Here is a 16,587-nt window from a genome sequence, read left to right on the forward strand (position 1 = left end):
CCGGCTATCAGCCGACGTTCGTGCCGCCCTCGGCGATCCGGCGCACCGCCGCGAGGAAGACGTCGATCTCCTCGAATGTGTTGTAGAACGCGAACGACGGGCGAACCGTGGCCTCCAGCCCGAGGCGCCGCAGCGCGGGCTGGGCGCAGTGATGGCCGGCGCGCACGGCGATGCCCTCGGCGTTGAGCGCCTTGCCCACTTCGAGCGGATCGTGTCCCGCCAGCACGAAGGACAGCACGCTGGCCTTCTCGGTGGCCGTACCCACCAACCGAACGCCGGGAATGTCGGCCAGGCGCGGCGTCGCGTACTCCAGCAGGGCGTGTTCGTAGGCCGCGATGCGCTCGATGCCCAGCCGCTGCACATAGCGCAGCGCCTCGGTCAGGCCGACGGCGTCGGCGATGTTGCCGGTGCCGGCCTCGAACTTGGTGGGCGGTCCCTGATATAGCGAGCGTTCGATCGTCACGTCGGCGATCATGTGACCGCCGCCCTGCCACGGCGGGGTTTCCGTCAGCGCCTCCTCGGTGCCGTAGAGCGCGCCAATTCCGGTGGGGCCGTAGATCTTATGCCCGGAGAACACCAGGAAGTCGGCGCCGAGCTCGGAAACATCAACCGGCACATGCTGAATCGACTGAGCGGCGTCGATGAGCACCCGAGCCCCATAGCGATGCCCGAGCTGAACGATCTTGTCCACCGGAACCACCGTGCCCAACGCGTTGGACACCTGGCTGGCCGCCACCAGCTTCGTCCGCGGGCCCAGTAGCTCCTCGAAGTCGCTCAGCAACAGGTTGCCCGCGTCGTCGATCGGCGCCACCTTGAGGATCGCTCCGGTCTTCTGCGAAACCAGTTGCCAGGGAACGATGTTGGCGTGGTGCTCCAGGTGGGTGATGACGATCTCGTCGCCGGGTTGCAGGTGCTTGCCTCCCCACGCGTGCGCCACCAAGTTGATGGCCTCGGTGGTGCCGCGCACGAAGACGATGTTTTCCGAGCTTGGCGCGCCGATGAATTCGGCCACGGTGTCGCGGGCCTCTTCGTACGCGTCGGTGGCCCGCGCCGCCAGTTCGTGCGCCGCGCGGTGAATGTTGGAGTTCTCGTGGGCGTAAAAGTGCGACAGCCGGTCGATCACCACCTGAGGCTTCTGGGTGGTCGCCGCGTTGTCGAACCAGATCAGCGGCTTTCCGTTGACGACCTCCTTCAGGATCGGGAAATCCGCCCGGATCGCGTTGACGTCGAACACCTCGTGCTCGTCGGGCAGCCGCGGCACCGTCTCGGCAACGCTCAGGAAGGAGTAATCGTGCTCGTCACCGGGGGGCACCGCCGTTGGCACGGCGTCGTCCGACCAGCGCAGGTCAGGCACGGACGGCACCTGTGACCCCCAGGAGGGCGAAACGATGCCCTCGCTCGGCCCCCCAAAACCGCTGAAGTCACCGAGGCCGGCGGTCGTGTCCGGCACGCCACCCCGGGGCGCGGCGGGAACCGTCTGGGGCGGGGCGTCGAGCCCCGACGACGCCGGAGCCTGGAGGTAGATGTCGGTCAAACCCAGCGCCGGGACCGGCGCCGGATACAGGTCGGCGGCCCCCGCGGCCGACCGCCCGGCCGATGTCGCTGCCGTGGCGTCGGGCACGCCGCCGCGCGGGGCGACGGGCACCGCCTGCGGCGGCGCTTCGGGCTCGGGTGACGTCGGAGCCGGAACGTAGATGTCGGTGACCCCCAGCGTCGGGACCGGGGCCGGATACACGCCGGCGGTGCCGGCGACCGCCTGCCCGGCCGAGGTCGCGGCCGTGGCGTCGGGAACGCTGCCGCGCGGGGCGAGCGGCGCCGACTGCGGCGGGCTGTCGGGACCCGGCCGGATGCTGGCCGCGTACAGCTGGGTGGCCAACGCGGCGAGTTCCGCGGCGCTGATGGGCAGGTCGCTTTCGGCGTCTACCGCGCGGTACTCACTTGTACTCATGGAACTGGTCCACGGCGACGTCGTCGAGGACGACGAGCGCGTCGTCGGTGAGCACGGCCAGGGACGAGTACAGGGTGACCAGGTAGGTCGCGATCGCCGACTGGTTGATGCCGGTGAATCGCACCGACAGCCCCGGCGCCTGCTCGCCGACCAGGCCCGGCTGGAACAGGCCGACCACGCCCTGGCGCTCCTCGCCGGTGCGCACCAGGATGAACTTGGTCTTGCCGTCTTCTACCGGCACCTTGTCCGACGGGATCAGCGGGATGCCGCGCCAGGTGATGAACTGCGCACCGAACAGGCTGACCACCGGCGGCGGCACGCCGCGGTAGGTGGCCTCGCGGCCGAACGCGGCGATTCCCAGCGGATGGGTCAAAAAGAAGCTGGGCGTCTTCCACACCTTGGTGATCAGCGCGTCCAGGTCATCGGGCGCCGGCGCGCCCGCCAGCGTCTGGATGGTCTGCTCCGGAGTCGCCTGGGCCAGCAGCCCGTACTCGGGGCTGTTGACCAACTCGAACTCCTGGCGCTCCTTGATGGTCTCGATGGTCAGCCGCAGCTGCTGGGCGATCTGGTCGTGGGGACTCGAGTACAGGTCGGAGACCCGGGTGTGGATGTCGACCAGGGTCGAGATGCTGCGCAGCGTGTATTCGCGCGGGCTGGTCTCGTAGTCGACGTAGGTCTCCGGCAGCGGCTCTTCGGTGCCGGCGCCCGCTTCGGCCTTGATCGCGACCCCTTCGGGGTTGACCACCCGGTTCACCCGGTACAGGCCCGCTTCCACCGGCACCCAGCTGAGCAGGTGCAGCAACCAGCGGGGCGTGATGGTGGAAAGCTGCGGGACGGTCTTCGTCGCGTTGGCCAGCTGCCTAGCTGCGAGATCGCCGAGTGCCTGAGACTCGCTTTGAGCCGACGTCATCGTGGTCCTTCCGTGCTCGATCGAATGCTGCAGCGTAGTGCGGCAGGTCCATGATCACCCGCCGTGACCGGCTTCGCGCGCCGAGCATAGGAGACTCTCGGGACGGGGCAAAGCATTACTCCCGTGCTGAGTTAAAGGGCCGTAAAGCGCCCGCAATCTGACAGTGATCTTTGTCTGGGCCTATAGTGGGGCCCATGCAACAGGCCGTTCAGCCGCGCTTCGTTCCTTCGCGCATTGCCGCCTGCTGTTGTTGTCGCTGTTGTTGATTTCCTGACGCTTTAGACGCCGTAGAAATCCCGCGCTCTCCCGCCGGCGGATGGGCCCACCCGTCCCGCGGTCGCCAGGCGCGCGTTCGCCAACCGAAATCTTTCAGGAAGATCGACCAGCCATGACAGTGATGTCCCTATCCACCCGCGCCTCCGCGGCGGTTAAGACCCGTCACCGGGTCCTGGTCCGGCCCGCGACGGAAGTCGCGCGGATGACGCGCTACCGCGGCGGCACGTACTCCCACACCGTGGACACGATCGTGTTCGCCGACGGTAGCTCCGCCCGAACCGACCTCATCAGGGTCAATCCCAACCTGCACGCCTATTCATTGGATTTCTTCGGCGTCGCGCCACATGAGCCGGCCCGGTACCGCCTGGACAGCTGGTCGGCGCTGCCCCACCTGCGCAGCCGCGACCACGAAGCCGAGGTCGATTGGATCCTGCGTAATTCCTTCCCGATGCGCACGACCGCCGAACTGAGCGAAAGCCTGCGCGCCGCGGGCGACCCGCTGGGCCGGGCCCATATCGGCGAACACGAGGCGATCGCCGCCACCCAGGCCGCGATTTGGCATTTCACGAATGGCTTGGCCCTGGACACCCGCCCCCTCAACGTTCCCGTCAAGGTGCGCCGAGCGGGCGGACGCGTGATCACCTTCGAATTCGACGGCGAACCGCAACTGGGCGGGTACTCGGTATGGGTGGCGTCGGACGCCGCCGTCGGACTGAAACTGCAGAAGTCCGCCGACGGCGTTGCCTGGCAAGATATTTCGCGTTCCCAGCTGACGGTGGACGCGGGCAAGGGTCGCCACCGGCGCACGCTCGGGGTGGGTAGCACCTTGTCGGCCAGCAGCCACGGCGGCGGTGGTCGTGGGTATCGCCATTACCGGTTGATCGCGACGACCGACGCGACCAATCCGACCATCGACCATGTTCGCTTCTGGCTGACCGGTGCCCGCCACTACCGCAATGCCGATCGAATTGTGCACCTCTACAATTATCTGATCACTGGGGCGCGCAAAGCGTTGCGCGATACGGTGGAACCACAACTAGTCGATACCGAAGCAACCGCCAATTCGGAGCTCATAGGACCGTTTCAAGTGCCAATCCCGTTGACGCTCAATGTTGGTGACGGACACACACTCGTCGACTCCGACGGTGAGACGGTCGTCGGCGCTGTGCAGGCGGGCACGGACTTTTACCTGCGGCCCGCACCGGGTACGTCCACCACGACGGTCACCGCGACAACACCGGATAGCCTCACCGGGCGGGTGCTGACCGGAGTCGCAGTGGAGGGAGCGGCACATCGATTCACACCCATCGCCCTGACCGTACCTACAGCCGTGGCCATCGAATTCGACATCAGCTGGCAGACCGACGAGTCATGTACCGACATCGCCTGAGGAAGACAGATGAGCATCGCAGATAACGTCACACAACTGATCGGGAACACGCCGCTGGTCCGGCTGAACCGGGTCACCGAAGGGGCGGTCGCCGACGTCGTCGCCAAGCTGGAGTTCTTCAACCCCGCGAACAGCGTGAAGGACCGCATCGGAGTCGCCATGCTGGATGCGGCCGAGCAGGCGGGCCTGATCAAGCCCGACACGATCATCCTGGAACCGACGAGCGGAAACACCGGCATCGCGCTGGCGATGGTGTGCGCCGCCCGCGGCTACCGCTGCGTGCTGACCATGCCGGACACGATGAGCACGGAACGCCGAATGTTGTTGCGCGCGTTCGGCGCCGAGATCGTGCTGACGCCGGGCGCCGAAGGCATGGCCGGGGCCATCGCCAAGGCCGAAGAGCTCGCCAAGAACGACCAACGGTATTTCATCCCGCAACAGTTCGAGAACCCGGCGAACCCCGCGATCCACCGCAAAACCACCGCCGAGGAGGTGTGGCGGGACACCGAGGGCAAGATCGACTTCTTCGTCTCCGGGGTGGGCACCGGAGGAACGCTGACCGGCGTCGCCCAGGTGATCAAGGAACGCAAGCCGTCGGCGCGTTTCGTGGCCGTGGAGCCCGCCGCGTCACCGGTCCTGTCCGGCGGTCAGAAGGGTCCGCACCCGATTCAGGGCATCGGCGCCGGATTCGTCCCGCCGGTGCTCGAGATGGACCTGGTGGACGAGGTCATCACGGTCGGCAACGAGGAATCGCTCGACATGGCCCGTCGGTTGGCCCGGGAGGAGGGGCTGCTGGTCGGCATCTCCTCGGGCGCGGCCGTCGTCGCGGCGCTGCAGGTGGCTCGCCGTCCCGAGAACGCCGGCAAGCTCGTCGTGGTGGTGCTGCCCAGCTTCGGTGAGCGCTATCTGAGCACGCCGCTGTTCGCCGACCTGGCGGATTAGCCATGCTCGCCGCCATCCGACGTGACATCCGGGCCGCCAGGGAGCGCGACCCGGCCCGGCCGACCACGCTCCAGGTGATCTTCGCGTATCCGGGCGTGCATGCCATCTGGGGCCACCGAATCAACCACTGGCTGTGGAATCGCGGCGCCAGGCTGGCCGCGCGGACGTTTGCCGAGCTGCTGCGCATCCTGACCGGAGTCGAGATCCACCCGGGCGCGGTCCTGGGCCCCGGCCTGTTCATCGACCACGCGACCGGCGTGGTCATCGGCGAGACGGCCGAGGTGGGCGAGGACGTGACCATCTACCACGGGGTCACCCTCGGCGGCAGCGGCAGCGAAACCGGCAAACGCCACCCGACGATCGGTGACCGGGTGATCATCGGCGCCGGCGCCAAGGTGCTTGGCGCGATCAAGATCGGCGACGACAGCCGGATCGGCGCCAACGCCGTCGTCGTCAAGGAGGTTCCGTCAAGCGCCGTCGTCATCGGAGTGCCCGGACAGGTCATCAGCCGCCACGGGCGAAGCAGCCCCGACGACTCGATGATGCCCGACCTGGTGGGCGTCAGTCTCCAGTCGCTCCTCACCCGGGTGGCCAAGCTGGAGGCGGCTAACGACGGACAAGAGTCCGAAAGTGTCATCCGGCCACCGGAAGCCGGGGTATGGCACGGCGAAGACTTCTCTATCTGAGGTCCCCATGAGCACTCTTGTCATCGCCGGAACGGCGCTGGTCGCGGCGCTGGGTGCCGCCACAGCTGCGGGCGCGATATTCAATCGACGCTCCGGGGTGTTGCGCGAGACCAGTCCCGATTCCCAACAGGACACGTCGGACCTGGGGTTGGCGCAGACGGGGCCGACCGTGGTGCACTTCAGCGCCGCATGGTGTGGCCCATGCGCGTCGGTGCGCCGCGTGGTCGACCAAGTCTGCGCCGATCTGCCGGACGTGTCGCACGTGGAGATCGACATCGACGCCAACCCCGTGGCCGCCAAGCGGCTGTCGGTGTTGTCGCTGCCGACGACGCTGATCTTCGACTCTCAGGGCCGTCAGCGGTACCGGACCGCCGGGGTGCCGAAGGTCGGCGACCTGCGCGCTGCGTTGCAGCCGCTGTTGGCTTAGCCTCGAATCATCAAGGTCTCGAACGACTTTCCACCCGCCAGCTCGGCGAAGTATTACTCACGGTGAGCTTAATGCGGTAATGGAATGCGTTGTCGCCCCGAGCGTTGCACAGTGGGTTAGCAACGAATCGGAAGGCGCGCCATGACCGAGCTACATCTGGCCGTCGGGCTGGACGGCTACGGCTGGCATCCGCACGCGTGGCGATACGCGTTCGCGCACGGCGCCGCCGTGGGCGGGCACCTCGGCGGCCGGCACTGGGGCGCCCTGGCCGCCGTCGCGGAACGGGGCCTGCTCGACTTCCTGACCATCGACGACTCGTTCGACGTTCAGCCGGGCCGTCGGCCCGAGATATCGCCGCGGCGGCTGGCGGGCCGCGCGGACGCCGTGCTGGTGGCCGCGCGCATCGCGCCGGTCACCACCCACATCGGCCTGGTGCCGGTCGCGACGGTGACCCACACCGAACCCTTCCACGTGTCGAAAGCGATTGCGACACTGGACCACATCTCGCACGGCCGGGCCGGCTGGCAGGTGCGGGTCAGCGCGACCGCGCACGAGGCCGCGCTCGTCGGGCGGCGCTCCGGCATGCAGACCGATCAGCTCTTCGACGAGGCCGCCGACGCCGTGGAGGTGGCGCGGCGGCTCTGGGACAGCTGGGAGGACGACGCAGTCATCCGTGACGCGGCAACCGGGCGCTACATCGACCGGGACAAGTTGCACTACATCGACTTCGTCGGCGAGTACTTCTCGGTCAAGGGCCCGTCCATCACCCCGCGGCCCCCGCAAGGCCAGCCGGTGGTGCTGGCCCTGGCCCACGCGCCGCGGATCTATGAGTTCGCCGCCACCAGCGCCGACATCGTCGTGGTCACCCCGCGCGACCGCGACTCCCTGCGCGCGATCCTGCGTGACGTCGCCGAAGCGCAGCGCGCCGCCGGCCGGGCGCTGAAGGTGTACGCCGACCTGGTCGTCTCGCTGGTCGAGCACCCCCTGACACCCCCGGCGGCCATCTCCTCCGACGCCCATGTGTTCGCCGGCGCGGCAAGCGATTTGGCCGAGCTGTTGCTCGCCTGGCACGACGCGGGAGTCGACGGGGTACGGCTGCGTCCCGCCGTCAACGCGATCGACCTGCCCGCGATCGCCGACGAGCTGGTGCCGGCGCTGCAGCGCGCCGGGGTGTTCCGCACCGGCTACCGCGACGGCGAAACGCTGCGTGAGCGCCTCGAATTGGCCCCCGCACCCAACCGCTATGCGACGGTGTCACCGTGACCGTCACCCCGCTGTCCGTCCTGGACCTGTCCCCGATCAGCGCCGGGTGCGACGCCGCGACGGCGCTGCGCAACACGATCGACCTCGCCCAGCACGCCGAACGATGGGGTTACAAGCGCTACTGGCTCGCCGAGCACCACTTCGTCGCGGTGGCCAGCTCGTCTCCGGCGGTGCTGATCGGCCAGATCGCCGCGGCCACGGACCACATCCGCGTCGGGTCCGCGGCGGTGCAGATCGGCCACACCACGCCGATCGCGGTCGTGGAGAGCTTCGGCACTCTCGATGCGCTGTACCCGGATCGCATCGACATGGGCCTGGGCCGGTCCGGGCAGCGGCGCAGGGAGGCCGTCGCATCGCCGGAGCCGACGGCCCCGTCGGTGCCCGCGCCGTGGCGAGACGTCGACGGCATCGTCATCCCCGCGCCGTTCGACCCGACGGCGCTGATGAAAAGCGACCGGATGCGGGCACAGGCCTCGGTGCTGGCCCAGCCCTGCGCGCAAGCCGCCGACTTCGCCGAGCAGATCGACGCCATCGAAGCGCTACTCGACGGCACGTACACCGTCGACGGACACGAATTACATGCCTTCCCAGGCGAACACGGGCAACTGACGCCGTGGATCTTCGGCAGCACCCGCGGACAGAGCGCGGAGGTCGCCGGAGCAAGCGGGCTGCCGTTCGTCGCCAGTTACCACATCACCCCGGGCACCGCGCTCGACGCGATCGGCGCCTATCGCAAAGCGTTCCGGCCGTCCGCCCGGCTGGCCGAGCCGTACGTGGTGGTCTCCGCCGACGTCGTCGTCGCCGAGGACAGCGCCACCGCGCGTCACCTCGCGTCAAGCTACGGGCACTGGGTCTACTCCATCCGAAGCGGGCAGGGCGCCATCCCCTACCCCGATCCCGACCTCTGCGAACCCCTCACCGACGACGAACTCGGACTGGTGGCCGACCGCACCGCAACGCAATTCGTCGGCAATCCCGACGAGGTCGCCGACCGCCTGGACCTGCTGCGCCGGGTGACCGGCGCCGACGAACTCGTGATCACGTCCGTGACCCATCGGCACACTGATCGGCTGCGCTCGCACGAGCTGATCGCCAAGCGCTGGTGGCTGACCGGATGAGCGCGCGAACTGTCAAGCGCCGCAAGCAGATAATTCTCGGCGCGCACTTTCCCGGGGTCAACAACACCACCGTGTGGTCCGACCCCGACGCCGGCAGCCAGATCGCGTTCGAATCGTTCGTACACCTCGCCCAGACCGCGGAGCGAGGGCTGTTCGACTTCTTCTTCCTGGCCGAGGGCCTGCGGCTGCGCGAACATCGCGGCAGGATTCACGACCTCGACGTGGTGGGCAGGCCCGACACGTTCACGGTCCTGGCGGCGCTCGCCGCGGTCACCGAACGGCTGGGCCTGGCCGGAACCATCAACACCACCTTCAACGAACCCTACGAAGTGGCAAGGCAATTCGCCACGTTGGACCACCTCTCCGACGGCCGGGCAGCCTGGAACATGGTCACCTCGTCCGACGCCTTCACCGGAGAGAACTTCCGGCGCGGCGGGTTCCTCGACCACGCCGATCGGTACAAACGGGCCGAGGAATTCATCACCGTCGCCCGGAGATTCTGGGACGGCTGGGCACCCGATGCCGTGCTCGCCGACGTCGACGCGGGCGTCTATGCCGACCCCGCCCGGATCCACACCGTCGAACACCGCGGTGCACAGTTCGACATCCGCGGCGTGGCGTCGCTGCCCGCCGGCCCTCAGGGCCATCCGGTGCTGCTGCAGGCCGGCGATTCCACCGATGGCCGCGATTTCGGCGCGCGGCATGCCGACGCCCTGTTCACGTTGCACGGATCGCTCGAGGCCGGACAGCGCTATTACGCCGACGTGAAGAGCCGCGCCGCGGCCCACGGGCGCGACCCGGACCAACTGAAGGTCCTGCCCGGCGCAACCTTCGCACTCGGTGACACCCCGACGGAGGCGCAGGACAACGCCCGTTACATCCGCGAGCAACAGGTCAGCGGACCCACCGCGATCGCGTTCCTCGAACAGGTCTGGGGCGTCGACCTGTCCGGCTACGATCCCGACGGGCCGCTGCCCGAAACCGACCCCGTCGAGAATCCGCACATCACCCGGGGCCGCGTCCGCCACGGCGACCCGAAGGCGGTCGCCGCCGCGTGGCGCGCCCGCGCGCAGGCCGAGAACCTGTCGATCCGCCAGCTGATCATCGAGGTGACTAGCCGTCAGCAGTTCGTGGGGACGCCGGCGCAAGTCGCCGACGAGATCGATCGGCATGTGCAGGAGGATGCCTGCGACGGGTTCATCTTGGTGCCGCACCTGACGCCACGCGGCCTCGACGAGTTCGTCGACAAAGTGGTGCCGTTGTTGCAGGAGCGCGGCAGCTTCCGCACCGAATACCGCGGCGCGACGCTGCGGGAACACCTGGATTTGAGGCCGGTCTCCGGGTGGTCGGGCCGAAGCACCGGTGTCGCGGTCGGCGACTGACGACCGGGCCCAACTTCCAACGCTCTTCGAGATGCGTTCACCGCGATCGACGCTACGGTTGGCCTAACGCGCCACGCCACGGAGGTGAGATTGCGATGAGCGACGCCCACGCACCGCGGATCCCGCCCGCACTGGCCGCGCCAAGCCTGAACCGGGGGGTGGGCTTCACGCACGAGCAGCGGCGGCGGTTGGGATTGACCGGGCGCCTCCCGTCCGCGGTGCTCACGCTCGATCAACAGGCCGACCGGGTTTGGCGTCAATTACAAAGCCTGGCAATCGATCTGGGGCGCAACCTGCTCCTTGAGCAGTTGCATTACCGCCACGAACTGCTCTACTACAAGGTGCTCGAGGACCATCTGCCCGAACTGATGCCGGTGGTCTATACGCCCACGGTCGGCGAGGCCATTCAGCGGTTCTCCGACGAATACCGCGGACAGCGGGGGCTCTTTCTGAGCATCGACGAGCCCGACGAAATCGAGGCGGCCTTCGCGACTTTCGGGCTGGAACCCGACGACGTCGACCTGATCGTGTGCACCGACGCGGAAGCGATCCTGGGCATCGGCGACTGGGGCGTGGGCGGCATCCAGATCGCGGTGGGCAAGCTGGCGCTGTACACCGCCGGCGGCGGCATCGACCCGCGCCGCTGCATCGCGGTCTCCCTGGACGTCGGCACCAATAACGAACAACTGCTTCAGGATCCGTTCTACCTGGGCAACCGGCACGCGCGGCGGCGCGGCCAGGAATACGACGACTTCGTCGACCGCTACATCGAGACCGCGCACCGCCTGTTCCCGAAGGCGATTTTGCACTTCGAGGACTTCGGGCCGCTGAACGCCCGCCGGCTCCTGCACGCCTACGGCGAGAAGTACTGCGTGTTCAACGACGACGTCCAGGGCACCGGCGCGGTGGTCGTCGCGGCGGTGTACGGCGGCTGCCATCTCACCGGTGTGCCGATGCGCGACCAACGGGTGGTTGTCTTCGGGGCCGGGACCGCCGGGATCGGGGTGGCCGACCAGATCCGCGACGCGATGGTGTCCGACGGGGCCACCCCCGAGCGGGCCGCCGCGCAGATCTGGCCGATCGACCGGCAGGGCCTGCTGTTCGACGACATGGCGGACCTGCGCGATTTCCAGGCGCCCTACGCCAAGAACCGCGGCCGGTTGGGCATCGGCGCCGCGGACCGGGTGGGCTTGGTGGACACCATCAAGCTGGCCTCCCCCACCGTGCTGCTGGGCGCTTCGACCGCGTTCGGCGCCTTCACCGAGAAGGTCGTGCAGGCCATGACCGCGTCCTGCGAGCGCCCGATGATCTTCCCGCTGTCCAATCCGACCTCGCGGATGGAGGCCATGCCGGCCGACCTGCTGCAATGGTCCGACGGCAAGGCGCTGATCACCACCGGCACCCCCGTCGCGCCGGTCGAATTCGACGGCATCTCCTACACCATCGGCCAGGCCAACAACGTGCTGGTGTTCCCGGGAATCGGGCTGGGCATCATCGTCGCCGGCGCGCAGCTGCTGACCAAGGGCATGCTGCAGGCGGCCGCCAAAGCGGTTGTGCGACAAGCCAGCCCGTCGGCCCCCGGGGACTCCCTGCTGCCCGACGTCAAGGACCTGCGCGCCATCTCGACCGCGGTCGCCGAGGCGGTGTATCACGCGGCCGTGGCCGATGGGGTGGCCACCCGCACGCACGCCGACGCCCGCCGGGCCGTGCTCGACGCCGTCTGGGCCCCGGTCTACGACTAGCGGTGCGCGCGGGAGGCGCTAAGGGCTTGCGGAAGGGCGGCGGTCGGAGCGCCGATTTTCTACCTTGCTCCCCCGCCTGGACTCGAACCAGGAACCTATCGGTTAACAGCCGAACGCTCTGCCAATTGAGCTACAGGGGATCAACACAATCGCGGGACGACTCTAGCGTACTGGCATTACCGCGCCCAACTGGACGGGAGGCGCCTCTGGCCGGTGGCCTAAGCCGATCGGGCGCGCACGCACCCGGCCGGGTGAGGCAGGATGGAACGGTCGCTAGTCGGGAGGAACGTTTTGATCCGGTATGTCGTGGTGCTTGGACTGGGGTACGTGCTGGGCTCGAAGGCCGGGCGTCGCCGATACGAGCAGATCGTCGGCACGTATCGCGCGCTGACCAGCAGCCCGGTGGCCAAGTCGATGATCGAAGGGGGCCGCCGCAAGGTCGCGAACCGGATCTCCCCGGACGCCGGATTCGTCACCGTCGCCGAGATCGACGACCAAACGGCCATCATGGAGCGCGGCGCGGAGGAACCGGCCGACGAGGCCCTCACATCGTCAGATCGTCGCCGCTAGCCTGCTCGAGCAGGCTGCGCCGGTAGGCCTCCATCGCGACCAGGTCACCGAATAGCGCGTGGTACTCGTCGCCCTGGTCGATCGGCGACATGCGCTGCAGCTTGGACTTCACCTCGGCGATCTGGCGGCCCATCCACACCTCCTGCAGGCGGGCCAGCACGCCGGCGATGTAGCGCGGCAGCTTTTCGTCGTCGACCGCGACGGCCTCCACCCCCAACTCGCTGATCAGCCCCGCGGTCAGCTCCGAGGTGGCCCGCTGGCGCACCGCGTCGATCCACTGCGCCCCGGTGACGCCGCTCGACGTGCCGCCCGCGGCCTCGATCGCCCCGCGCACGGCGGCGTAACCGGGGTGGGTGAAGCTTTCGACCGTCAGCGTGTCGAACACCGGCCCGGCCAGGGCCGGGTACTGCAGCGCCGACTTGAGCGCCTCGCGCTGTGGCCACAGGGTCGGGTCCCGCGGGTCCGGGCGCGGCGCGGCGGGTTGGGCCGCGACGGCGGGGCCAGAAACCCGCCCACCTCCACGGGAGTCCGCCGAAACTCGGGGTTTCTTGGCCTCCTCGCGCACTCGCCCGATGACCTGTGCCACGTCGTCCCAGCCGACCCAGCCGGCGAGTTGGCGGGCGTACTCGTCGCGCAGCGTGGGATCTTTGATCTGGCCGACCATCGGCACGCAGCGGCGCAGCGCCGCGACCCGGCCCTCGGCGCTGTCCAGGTCCATCTCGGCGATCGCGGTGCGGATCGCGAACTCGAACAGGGGGGTGCGCCGGGCCACCAGGTCGCGCAACGCGCCGTCGCCGGATTTCAGCCGCAGGTCGCACGGGTCCATGCCGTCCGGTGCCACCGCGACGAACGACTGCCCCGCCAGGTTCTGCTCGCCGCCGAAGGCCTTGAGCGCGGCCGCGCGCCCGGCCGCATCACCGTCGAACACGTAGATCAGCTCGCCGCGAAAGAAGCTGTCGTCCATCATCAGCCGGCGCAGCATGCCCAGATGCTCGTCGCCGAACGCGGTGCCGCACGATGCCACGGCGGTGGTGACCCCGGCCAGATGCATCGCCATCACGTCGGTGTAGCCCTCGACCACGACCGCCTGATGCCCCTTGGCGATGTCGCGTTTGGCCAGATCGATCCCGAACATCACCGACGACTTCTTGTACAGCAGCGTCTCGGGCGTGTTGATGTACTTGGCTTCCATCGGGTCGTCGTCGAACAGCCGGCGGGCGCCGAACCCGATCACCTCGCCGGCAGCGGTGCGGATGGGCCACAGCAGCCGCCGGTGAAAGCGGTCGATCGGGCCGCGCCGCCCCTGCCGCGACAACCCGGCCGCTTCCAGCTCCTTGAACTCAAAACCCTTGCGTACCAAGTGTTTTGTCAGCGAGTCCCATCCGGACGGCGCGAAGCCGCAGCCGAACCGGCGGGCCGCCTCGGCGTCGAAGTTGCGTTCCGTCAGGTACTGCCGGGCCGGCGCGGCCTCGTCGGATTCCAGCGCCGCGGCGTAGAACTCCGCGGCGGCCGCGTTGGCCGCGACGAGCCGGCTGCGGCTCCCGCGATCGCGTTGCACGCTGGTCGCCGGGCCGGTGTAGCTGATGGTGTGGCCGATACGGTCGGCGAGCAGCTCGACGGCCTCGACGAAGCTGACGTGTTCGATCTTTTGGATGAACGCGTAGACGTCGCCGCCTTCGCCGCAGCCGAAGCAATGGAAGTGGCCATGGTTGGGGCGGACGTGAAAGGACGGCGACTTCTCGTCGTGAAACGGGCACAGGCCCTTGAGCGAATCGGCGCCGGCGCGCCGCAATTGGACGTAATCGCCCACCACTTCCTCGATGCGGACCCGCTCGCGGATGGCGGCGATGTCCCGATCGGGGATCCGGCCCCGGCCCCTGGGCCGGGCGTCGTCATCCGCGCGCGGGGCGCGCCCCCACGAACCTGCCGGGCTGGACATCGGCTCAGTCTAGAGCGCCGACCGGGCCGGCTAACCGGTTCCGATGACCCCGCATGCCACCCGTTCCATCGCGTTGTCGGTGTTCTCGGCGCCGTGCAGCATCAGGGCTTTGCCCTGGCCGCCCACCAGCACGTCCCGGTTGAACGCGTCGGTAGTGGTGACCAGGTAAGCCGAACCGTCCGACCGCACCTCCAGCGAGGTCAGGTCGCCGCTTTCCGGCTTGCCGGTGTGCCCGGGGGCCTGGTAGTGACCGCCGGCGGACAGGAAGTTTCCGGGCGGGCCGCCGGTCGGGGCGACCGAGTTGGGCTCGCACTTGCCGATCTCGTGGACATGCAGGCCGTGGAATCCGGGCGTCAGGATGCCGCCGGCCGCCGTCTTGACGGTGACGGTGACGTACCCGCCGGTGAAGTCGAACGTCGCCGTGGCGGCGGTCCGCCCGTCCGGCGTCTTCAGTTGCGCGCTGAGCGATTCGCCGTTGGGCGCGGGTGTCGTCGTCTCGCCCGACGAGGACGGTGCGGCGCTCTTCACCGGAGGGGTGGTGCCGGGCTGGCTGCTCGCGTGCTGAGGTGAGCTGCAGGCGGTGATGGCGACGACGGGAAGCCCCACCGCGAGGGTGGCGATACCGCGGAATTTGGTCATGCCGGGCAGCCTATCCCGCGACGGCGACGGCACCGCCGCGGGATGACGCGCCGCTAACCGGCCGCCTGGCCCGCGTCGATTCGTTCCAGCCGACCCTCGGTGTAGGAGGCGATCTGGTCGACGATGACCCGCAGCCGGGCGCGGTCGTCGGCCGCGGTGATGAATGCCGCGGCGAAGACGGGGTCGAGCGTCCTTGGCGCCCCGGAGTACAGCGACCGCGCCACCCGGTGGATCCGTTCGCGCTGCCTGGCTTGGGTGTCGAGGTGCCGCGGATCGGACATGATGAATTGCAGCGCAAGGATTTTCAGCAGGGCGACCTCCGCGCGCACCAGGTCGGGCACCAGCAGGTCGGCCCGGTAGCGCACCAGCGGACCGGGACCGGCCGCCGCGCGCGTGGTGGCGACGGCGGCCGAGGCGAATCTGCCCACCAGTTCGCTGGTGAGTCGCTTCAACGCCACCGACGCCGCCAGCGTCGCGTCGTACTTGCCGACCGCGGCGACCACCGGCAGCGTCGAGAGCCGCTCCGCCGCCGCCATGAAGTCGTCGGCGCTGACCCGGGAGAATTCGCTCTCGCCCAACTTGGCCAGCGCGGCCGCCTCGTCGTCGTCGGCGAGCACGCGCAGATCGATGCGCTGTGAGACGACGCCGTCTTCGACGTCGTGAACCGAGTAGGCGATATCGTCGGCCCAGTCCATCACCTGCGCTTCCAGGCACATCCGGCCCTCCGGCGCGCGGGCGCGAACCCAGGCCGCCGGCTCGCGGTCCTCGTCGTAGAACCCGAACTTGCGTCGCCCATCACCTCTTGGCCACGGATACTTGGTGACCGCGTCCAGGGACGCGCGGGTCAGGTTCAGCCCGGCGCTATTGCCTTGCTCGTCAAGCACTTTGGGCTCGAGACTGGTCAGGATGCGGAAGTTCTGCGCGTTCCCCTCGAAGCCGCCGTAGTCGGCGGCGAACTCGTCCAGGGCGCGCTCGCCGTTGTGCCCGTAGGGCGGATGGCCGATGTCGTGGGCCAGGCCGGCCAGCTCGACCAGGTCGAGGTCGCAGCCCAGCCCGACCGCCATCCCCCGCCCGATCTGCGCGACCTCCAGCGAGTGCGTCAGGCGGGTGCGCGGGGTGTCGCCTTCCCGCGGCCCCACGACCTGGGTCTTGTCGGCCAGCCGGCGCAGCGCGGCGCTATGCAACACGCGGGCCCGGTCCCGGGCGAAGTCGGTGCGATGTTGGCCTTCGGTACCCGGCAGACCCGCAGTCTTCGGCGCTTCGCGTACCCGCCGTTGCCGGTCGAAGTCGTCGTAGGGGTCTTGCCGATTCGTGCTCACCGCAGCACAGTCTGCCAGGGAATGCCGGGCGGGGGA

At 68.9% G+C, this 16,587-nt stretch carries 14 protein-coding genes and 1 tRNA gene; 9 read left to right on the forward strand and 6 right to left on the reverse strand.

Annotated elements, in window-relative coordinates:
• Window positions 1-7: 7 nt before the first annotated feature.
• Both A5730_RS09340 and A5730_RS09345 read right to left on the reverse strand, forming a co-directional pair.
• The gene (locus tag A5730_RS09340; RefSeq protein WP_067898667.1) at window positions 8-1,948 is read right to left on the reverse strand and encodes a family 2A encapsulin nanocompartment cargo protein cysteine desulfurase; all 1,941 of its coding nucleotides are present in this window, start codon (window positions 1,946-1,948) and stop codon (window positions 8-10) included.
• On the reverse strand, window positions 1,935-2,858 hold the full coding sequence (locus A5730_RS09345) for a family 2A encapsulin nanocompartment shell protein (protein WP_067898670.1): 924 nt from the start codon (window positions 2,856-2,858) through the stop codon (window positions 1,935-1,937). Before A5730_RS09345 ends, A5730_RS09340 begins: the two co-directional genes overlap by 14 nt.
• Window positions 2,859-3,246: 388 nt before the next feature.
• Between A5730_RS09345 and A5730_RS09350 the strand changes: the two genes are divergently transcribed.
• The 8 genes from A5730_RS09350 to A5730_RS09385 all read left to right on the forward strand — a co-directional run bounded on the left by A5730_RS09350 (window position 3,247) and on the right by A5730_RS09385 (window position 12,084).
• Window positions 3,247-4,524: a thioester domain-containing protein gene (locus A5730_RS09350; protein ID WP_067898673.1), complete on the forward strand. Its 1,278-nt coding sequence runs from the start codon at window positions 3,247-3,249 to the stop codon at window positions 4,522-4,524.
• Between the two features lie 9 nt (window positions 4,525-4,533).
• Complete coding sequence (gene cysK / locus A5730_RS09355) at window positions 4,534-5,466, forward strand: cysteine synthase A (protein WP_067898675.1); 933 nt, start codon at window positions 4,534-4,536, stop codon at window positions 5,464-5,466.
• 2 nt (window positions 5,467-5,468) lie between these two features.
• Window positions 5,469-6,152, forward strand: coding sequence for a serine O-acetyltransferase (gene cysE / locus A5730_RS09360; RefSeq protein WP_067898678.1), 684 nt, complete (start codon window positions 5,469-5,471; stop codon window positions 6,150-6,152).
• Between the two features lie 7 nt (window positions 6,153-6,159).
• Entirely contained in the window at window positions 6,160-6,579 is a 420-nt protein-coding gene (locus tag A5730_RS09365) for a thioredoxin family protein (protein ID WP_067898681.1), read from the forward strand.
• Between the two features lie 141 nt (window positions 6,580-6,720).
• Window positions 6,721-7,842: an LLM class flavin-dependent oxidoreductase gene (locus tag A5730_RS09370; RefSeq protein ID WP_067898684.1), complete on the forward strand. Its 1,122-nt coding sequence runs from the start codon at window positions 6,721-6,723 to the stop codon at window positions 7,840-7,842.
• Complete coding sequence (locus A5730_RS09375; protein WP_067898687.1) at window positions 7,839-8,960, forward strand: LLM class flavin-dependent oxidoreductase; 1,122 nt, start codon at window positions 7,839-7,841, stop codon at window positions 8,958-8,960. The genes A5730_RS09370 and A5730_RS09375 overlap by 4 nt, the downstream gene beginning before the upstream one ends.
• Window positions 8,957-10,342: an NtaA/DmoA family FMN-dependent monooxygenase gene (locus A5730_RS09380; RefSeq protein ID WP_067898690.1), complete on the forward strand. Its 1,386-nt coding sequence runs from the start codon at window positions 8,957-8,959 to the stop codon at window positions 10,340-10,342. The genes A5730_RS09375 and A5730_RS09380 overlap by 4 nt, the downstream gene beginning before the upstream one ends.
• A 95-nt stretch (window positions 10,343-10,437) precedes the next feature.
• Window positions 10,438-12,084 (forward strand): NAD-dependent malic enzyme, encoded by a 1,647-nt coding sequence (locus A5730_RS09385; RefSeq protein WP_067898693.1) that lies wholly within the window; start codon window positions 10,438-10,440, stop codon window positions 12,082-12,084.
• A gap of 67 nt (window positions 12,085-12,151) precedes the next feature.
• Here the strand turns inward: A5730_RS09385 and A5730_RS09390 are convergent.
• Window positions 12,152-12,224 (reverse strand) — tRNA-Asn (locus tag A5730_RS09390).
• Window positions 12,225-12,375: 151 nt separating this feature from the next.
• On the opposite strand from A5730_RS09390, the gene A5730_RS09395 reads away from it, so the two are divergent.
• The gene (locus tag A5730_RS09395; RefSeq protein ID WP_067898696.1) at window positions 12,376-12,654 is read left to right on the forward strand and encodes a hypothetical protein; all 279 of its coding nucleotides are present in this window, start codon (window positions 12,376-12,378) and stop codon (window positions 12,652-12,654) included.
• Here A5730_RS09395 and dnaG read toward each other — a convergent pair.
• The 3 genes from dnaG to A5730_RS09410 are packed head-to-tail and all read right to left on the reverse strand — an operon-like array spanning window position 12,629 to window position 16,551.
• A complete protein-coding gene (dnaG, locus tag A5730_RS09400) occupies window positions 12,629-14,593 on the reverse strand; it encodes a DNA primase (RefSeq protein ID WP_067898699.1) in 1,965 nt (654 codons plus the stop codon). The two genes, A5730_RS09395 and dnaG, sit on opposite strands and share 26 nt — an antisense overlap.
• A 30-nt stretch (window positions 14,594-14,623) precedes the next feature.
• Complete coding sequence (locus A5730_RS09405) at window positions 14,624-15,232, reverse strand: superoxide dismutase family protein (protein WP_082946780.1); 609 nt, start codon at window positions 15,230-15,232, stop codon at window positions 14,624-14,626.
• Between the two features lie 53 nt (window positions 15,233-15,285).
• On the reverse strand, window positions 15,286-16,551 hold the full coding sequence (locus tag A5730_RS09410; protein ID WP_067898701.1) for a deoxyguanosinetriphosphate triphosphohydrolase: 1,266 nt from the start codon (window positions 16,549-16,551) through the stop codon (window positions 15,286-15,288).
• Window positions 16,552-16,587: the final 36 nt, after the last annotated feature.

Origin of the sequence: Mycobacterium sp. ACS4054 (assembly GCF_001667275.1) — a bacterium.
Lineage (GTDB): Bacteria > Actinomycetota > Actinomycetes > Mycobacteriales > Mycobacteriaceae > Mycobacterium.